The 6,609-nt window shown below is 38.5% G+C and carries 5 protein-coding genes; all 5 read right to left on the reverse strand.

What is annotated here, in order from left to right:
* Window positions 1-6 precede the first annotated feature (6 nt).
* Window positions 7-891 carry an NAD(P)-dependent oxidoreductase gene (locus GNF10_RS08280; protein ID WP_185585464.1) on the reverse strand — a complete coding sequence of 295 codons (885 nt, stop codon included), beginning with the start codon at window positions 889-891 and terminating at the stop codon, window positions 7-9.
* Window positions 892-969: 78 nt separating this feature from the next.
* Window positions 970-1,713: a tetratricopeptide repeat protein gene (locus tag GNF10_RS08285; RefSeq protein WP_185585465.1), complete on the reverse strand. Its 744-nt coding sequence runs from the start codon at window positions 1,711-1,713 to the stop codon at window positions 970-972.
* A gap of 546 nt (window positions 1,714-2,259) precedes the next feature.
* Window positions 2,260-3,954 carry a beta-carotene ketolase CrtO gene (gene crtO, locus GNF10_RS08290; RefSeq protein ID WP_185581810.1) on the reverse strand — a complete coding sequence of 565 codons (1,695 nt, stop codon included), beginning with the start codon at window positions 3,952-3,954 and terminating at the stop codon, window positions 2,260-2,262.
* 104 nt (window positions 3,955-4,058) lie between these two features.
* On the reverse strand, window positions 4,059-4,817 hold the full coding sequence (locus GNF10_RS08295) for a DUF2993 domain-containing protein (protein WP_185581809.1): 759 nt from the start codon (window positions 4,815-4,817) through the stop codon (window positions 4,059-4,061).
* Window positions 4,818-4,919: 102 nt separating this feature from the next.
* On the reverse strand, window positions 4,920-6,296 hold the full coding sequence (locus GNF10_RS08300) for a cytochrome P450 (RefSeq protein ID WP_185581808.1): 1,377 nt from the start codon (window positions 6,294-6,296) through the stop codon (window positions 4,920-4,922).
* Window positions 6,297-6,609 lie beyond the last annotated feature (313 nt).

Below are 6,609 nucleotides of genomic sequence, written 5' to 3' on the forward strand. Positions count from 1 at the left end.
AAGGAGTTAAGAGTTAGGAATTAAAACTCCTAACTCTTGCAATTCTTCCCTTACAGATAAAGGCTGATACCCCAATGCAAAAGCTTTAGAACTATCCAAAGAAACATCTGCTGGTCTAGGTGCTGCCATTTTCACATCTTGTTGTCGGCAGGATTTCAGACCAGTGGCAGGGAGTTGAAATATTTCCACTAATATTTGTCCAAAATCATAACGCGAAATCCGCTCTTTGCCACCTAAGTGAATGATGCCGTTAACTTTTTCTAATGCTAATAAAAGTCCTTTGGCGGCGGTTGTTCCACTTACTGGGGTGCGAAATTCATCTATAAATAAACTTAGTTCTTTTTCTGCTTGTAAAGTCTCAATAAATGGCTGAATAAAGCTTTTTGCCGTAGGCGTTTCTGCACCAAACATCAACGGCATCCGACACACTGCGGTCATGGGATACCTTTCTAGCATATCTGCTTCTGCGATCGCCTTTTGCTCACCGTAGAGATTGACGGGACACACAGCATCTGTTTCTTGATAGGGGGCATTTAAACCATCAAAAACCAAATCGGTTGAAGTAAAAGCACAAGGAATAGAATTATCTGCACACAGTCCGGCAATATTGCAGGATGCGATGACGTTAATTGCGTGGGATTCTTTGGGGTTGGTTTGACAAAAATTTGGTTGCGAATGTGCAGCAGTATGAATAACTGCTTCTGGTTTGACATCATTAAATATGCGCTTTAATTCCTGAAAATTTGTTAAGTTTGCTTTTAACATTTTCATGTCAGGAATTTCTAAAGGATGGGATAAATAAGTGCCATAAATCTCCCATTCTAGTTTAGCAAGCTGGCAAAGATGCCATCCTAAAAAACCACTTGCTCCAGTGATTAACAATTTTTTCATGTCTAACCGTAAACCGCTCAAGAAAAAATCCTTTCTACAGCAGGCTTATATTCTACACTGAGTGGTAGTGATAAAATACTATTGCACTAATTCCTGAAACTGCTTTTCACTACGCACTTTGCTAAAGTCTGGGTCAGTTTTTGCTAATTTTTTGTATTTATCAGGAACAAGCTTGATTGCTTTGTCTAGGTTCTCAATTGCTAATTCCAGATTGCTTTGTAAAGCATAAGAGCAAGCTTTATTGTAATATGCTTGGTGCAAATCTTGCTTGATGACGATCGCTCTATCGTAAGATGCAATGGCATCTTGGTAGCGGTGTAGCTTTGTCAGTGCAATGCCTCGGTTAATTAAGGCTTGATATTTGTTGGGTTGGATAGCGATCGCTTTGTCGTAAGATGCGATCGCGTCTTTATAGCGCTGCAACGATGTCAAAGCTATGCCACGATTATACCAGGCTTCATATTTATCGGGTTTGATAGCGATCGCTTTGTCGTAAGATGCGAGAGCATCTTTGTAGCGTTGCAACGATGTTAAAGCTATGCCACGGTTAATCCAAGCTTCAGGACTCTCAACTTTGATAGCGATCGCTTTGTCGTATACTTTTATTGCATCTTCATAACGTTGTCCATCTAATAAATTATTACCTTGATGAAAAAAGTCTTCTGCTTTTTGGGTAGCCTTCGCTTCTATGAAAAGCTGGGTTACATTACTTTCTTGAACAACTTGTGTAGTATTTTCTATGGATGAGTTTGCCCCACCACTACAACCAAATGCGAAGAAAGCTATCAAACCAGATGCAACGAAGCAGCGCTGAACAATCATGCTGTACCTACAAAACTTATGAGATGATGTTAAAATTCGTTCTTTTTTTGAGTATTATCAAAATACACTAATTTTTACCCATTAATTCACTTATCTTTTAGAAGAGCTTTGTTGACGACGCATACATAGATGTTTATTAAAATCAAGCGTAGGCTAGATTATCATATTAAATATACATAAAGCAATTACTTAGTACCTACTTCATTCAAAAAACAATTATTTGTGTTGTATATATTGTGTAAATGTCGCCTGTTGTACACATCGCAAGTGTTTAGTAATTTTCTAAGAGTGCAATGGTGTACCACCCGCCATAGGCGATTGTAATAGTTTTTCACTAGACAATGATGTTAGTTGCTTCACTTTTCTAGCACTTATCTAAGCTATAGCAATCCTAAATGAGTTGTGAAAATCGAGAGACTCAGATCCCCAACTTTTCAAAGAAGTCAGGGATCTTATTGTTCACGAATGGTTTAGGACTACTATACTCATCATTCAAATTACGTCTTTGCGTCTTTTTAGCGATTGAAACTATGCAACTTAAAACCGCTAATTAATTCCAAACACTGACTCGACAGTTGACTTAATCGAATCTCTTGCATCCTTCAAGGTTTGGCTAATAGGATGTTTTGCCTGTAAAAAGGCGCGGGCACAATTGCGTCCCGGCATTCCTGAAATAGAACCACCTGGATGAGTCCCAGCACCAGTCAAAAATAGATTATCAATTGGCGTTTTATAGTTGGCTATTTCTGGTAAGGGACGGAAAAATATCATCTGATCTAAAGTCATGTCAACATGGTAATAATTACCTTTGTAAGCACCTAATCTTTCTCCTAGTTCTGCTGGACTTTCAACACGACGGGCGATAGTTGCATTTTTGACATTTGGTGCATAGTCTGCCAACTTATCAACTACTCTATCTGCAACTTTATTTTTCAATTCATCTGTCCAGCCAGTACCTTTTAAACCAGTGCCTTCTGCACCGGCAATTTGATAAGGGGCAAAATACTCAATCCATACAGTGTGCTTACCTGGCGGTGCTAATGTAGGGTCTAAGTAGCTAGGCATCACCACATACATTGATGGGTCAGCATCAGGAATCTCTCCCAAGGTGCATTTACTATGAGCCTGTTCTACATGAGCCACGGAATCGGCAATCAAGATAGAGCCAACAAGATATTCATCTTTGTGAGCGTGGTGTGGAAAATGCAGTGGTTCATCTAAAGCCAAATCTATCTTGAGGATGGTTTCGTTGTTGTTAACGATGCGGCGTTCTAATCTTTCCCATAAATCAGGGTCGGCTCCATCAACATCGCTTTTATCAGTCATTTGTAAGAACAATCGCTTGGCATCAATATTAGAGATAACCCCGTATTTGGCGCGATATTCTTTACCACCAGCAACCCGCACACCAACAGCTTTGCCATCATCAATTAAAACTTTTTCAACATGTTGATCTGTGAGAATAACGCCACCTTTACTTTTGACTAAATTCACCAAAGCTTGCACTAATGCGCCAGTTCCGCCGCGAGGTCTGGCCATGCCAGGGTTATGACGCATCGCCATCATAATTGCACCAATGGCAAGGGTTTTTTGCGATGGTGGCGCACCAAGTTCTGATGCTAATCTGGCTAGTGGCGCTTTTAGAAATTCTTCATCAAACCATTCGTTAAGTAAATCCTCAGCGCTGGTTAACATAGTGCGAATAAAATCCAGCGTTTTGTTTGGCGAACCAATAACCGAAAATAAATCTTTTAATTTTTTGATATCGTAGTTACCAATGATATCTATAATTGACTTTGGCGGTGCATTAAACATAGGAACCATTGCGCCGATCGCTCGTTGCCAATAATCTACAAATTCTGCGTATTTTTTGGCATCACGTTCACTATAACGAGCAATTTCTGCACAAGTTTTTTCTAGCGACTTATGCCCTAAGAAATACTTGCCATCGGGATGAGGACAGAAAACAACTGGATCGCACTCCAAATAATGCAAGCCGTATTTTTCTAGTTCTAATTCTTCAACAACTGGCCCCAAGTGAATAAACTCATGGTCAATAGCACACAAGTTAAATTTAAATCCAGGAGCCTCTTGTGGTAGACATTCTTCAGTTGTTGCTGCACCACCTGGAACAGAACGCTTTTCCAATAACAGGACGCTATAACCAGCTTTCAACAAGTAAGCCGCACAAACTAACCCATTGTGTCCAGCACCGATCAGCACAACATCATACTCTTGCATAGTTGGAATTTAGAAATAAGTAGCTTTCTAAATAGTAGAAACCTTTTATTCGTTTTACATCATCCTTCAGTAACAAAAATTATCTTTAACTAAGATTAATTCTACTAAGTAGATGAGAAATTTGACGATGATGGTATTTGTCTCACTTGAGTTTCTACCATCAATATTAAACTACCAGTTTCCACTTTTATATCTTTAATATGAAACACCATATCTTCCCATTTAAAATATGGTATATTCATCAGTTCTTTTGTTTTCTGCATTAAAGCTGTAACTACTTCTATAGAAATTCCTCCTCCCTCAGTGCAGTTAAAACTCTCCAGAATTGCGGGTTGTGAACTAGTGCGTGGACGTGCGATCGCAGTGTAAGCCAAAGGGCGAGTATTTCCCCTCTCTTTTAACAGCACTCTTCCCTGACATTCTATTTTCCCATCACCAGGTAAAAATACCTCAATTCTTTGTGCCTCAAAACTCACAATTTTGCCATCTACATCCAAATCAAAATCTTGCATCTGGCTGCTAACAAAATCTGATGCCAAAGTGCGGTTAATATCGGTTTCTGTAAGTATAATGCGAGCTATGGTATTGACTGGTTCAGTAAGTTCTATTTGACCCAAAAGAGCGCTGAAAGGATTGATGGCAATACTATCTGTTTGCAGATGTATTTCTTGTACGCGAATATCTTCTTGGATTACTAATCCTTGTCCTACAACCGAAACTCCATCCGCTTGTCCCTGAACTATTTTCAAAAGATCGGTTTGTACATCTATTTCTATTTTTTCCGCGTCATCTAGCTTTTCAGATATTCTTCTTTCAGCTTCCTGGGATAAAAATTTTTCCTCCAACCGATGCTCATCAGGCATGAATTAGTAATCTCCTAAATATCCTCTTACTAGTTACTGTAAATGCTAGATGCTAAGGAGCGGATCTGTATTTAGGTATATGTAAATCGGAAGATTGAGTAATCAACTAGAAAGTATTGTTTGTCTTTTAAATTTAGCCTTTTTAGTAACAACCATTTTTACACCGCCGCTAGGGACAATTGTAATACCACGACGGACTGGATGCACTGGACGTTGATCAGTAAGGCTTAATTCAAAACGGGATAATATTATGGCTGTTACTAATTTTAGTTCATACATAGAAAATGCTGCACCAATGCAACCGCGATAACCTCCACCGAAAGGCAAATATTCGTAAGGTGAAAATTTTTGATTGAGGAATCTTTCTGGACGAAACTGTTCTGGTTCTGGGTAAGTGTCTGTTCGGCGATGTGCTAAATGAATACAGGGAACTAAAACTGTTTCTGATGTAAATTTATGCCCCATAATTTCCACTGGTTCTTTTACCATTCGTGGTGTGCAAATTAAAGCAATAGGATGAATTCGCAGTGTTTCTTGACAGACGGCGGTGAGATAAGGTAATTGTGTAATTGCTTCAGGATTTGTGAGATTCTCCAAGGTATTTAGTTCTTGCATTAGCCGATATTTCACCTTTGGGTGAGAGTGAATTAAATAAAATATCCAGGCTAATACACCAGATGTAGTTTCATAACCTAACAGCAATAATGAAACTAGTTGATCGCGTAATTCCTGATCTGTCATCTGTTGGCCATTTACATCATGTGCTGACATCAGCATACTGAGAATATCTGTACGTGTAGCATCATTTTGCCAACGTCTTTCAGAAATTTCTGCATAGATAAGTTTGTCAATTTGCTCTCGTCTTTTTAAGAAAATTCCCCAAGGACTCCATGCGCCTAAATCTTTTTGCAGCAAAGGAAAGAAAAACAAGCTGGAATACCAAGGTTTAGTTACGTCTTCTAATAAAGAACTCAATTGTTCTTTTAATTGTTGGTAGCGCACACCATGAGTAATCCCAAATACCACTTGTAAGATAATTTCTAAAGTGATATTTGACATTAATTTGTGTATACAAATCTCTGTACCTGATGTCCAAGTTTGTGTAAGTTCTTCAGTAATTTGGCAAATTGTTTGTCCATAAGATTTTAAATTATCGCCATGAAATGCTGGTAACAATAGCTGCCGTTGTTGTTGGTGCGATCGCGCTTCTTGAAATACAATAGAATTCTCTCCAAACAAGGGTTTAAACACATGGGTTGCTTTCTTAAAATCTAACTTGTGTGCAGGGATGGCAAAACAATCACTAATTGCTTGGGGATGGCTAAAAAATACTATTGGTGGCGACTTTAAACCCATTACCCGCGTTGTAAAAATATCACCGTACTTTGCAGCATACTTTTCTAAAGTTTTCGTAGGTTGAGCAATTAATTGCAGAGTTTGCAGCAAAGCTGGTGTGGTTAGACTATCAAGAGTTTTCATTATTTATTTGATACTTTTAGGGTTTAGTAAGCTGCAAATAATTCAACATGCTTGAGAGAAGCCTAGGGTTCATGTCATTATTTCTGAAAGGTTAAGGTGTTCAGATCCCCAAATTCTTGAAGAAGTTGGGGATCTTGCAACCCAGCAAAATTAATGAGACAGACCACTAGATCCTGCATAAGCTTAATTTTTAATTAGGGAATTAGAGCAAACCTTTTTAATACTTTGTCGATATGTTTGGGAGTGAATTATCGCTAAGTAAATCATGCTGACAAATCATTAACATGAATTTTTACAAAGACAATAATAATAT

It is taken from the genome of Nostoc sp. UCD121, from assembly GCF_014222285.1.
In the GTDB taxonomy this organism is placed as follows: domain Bacteria; phylum Cyanobacteriota; class Cyanobacteriia; order Cyanobacteriales; family Nostocaceae; genus Nostoc.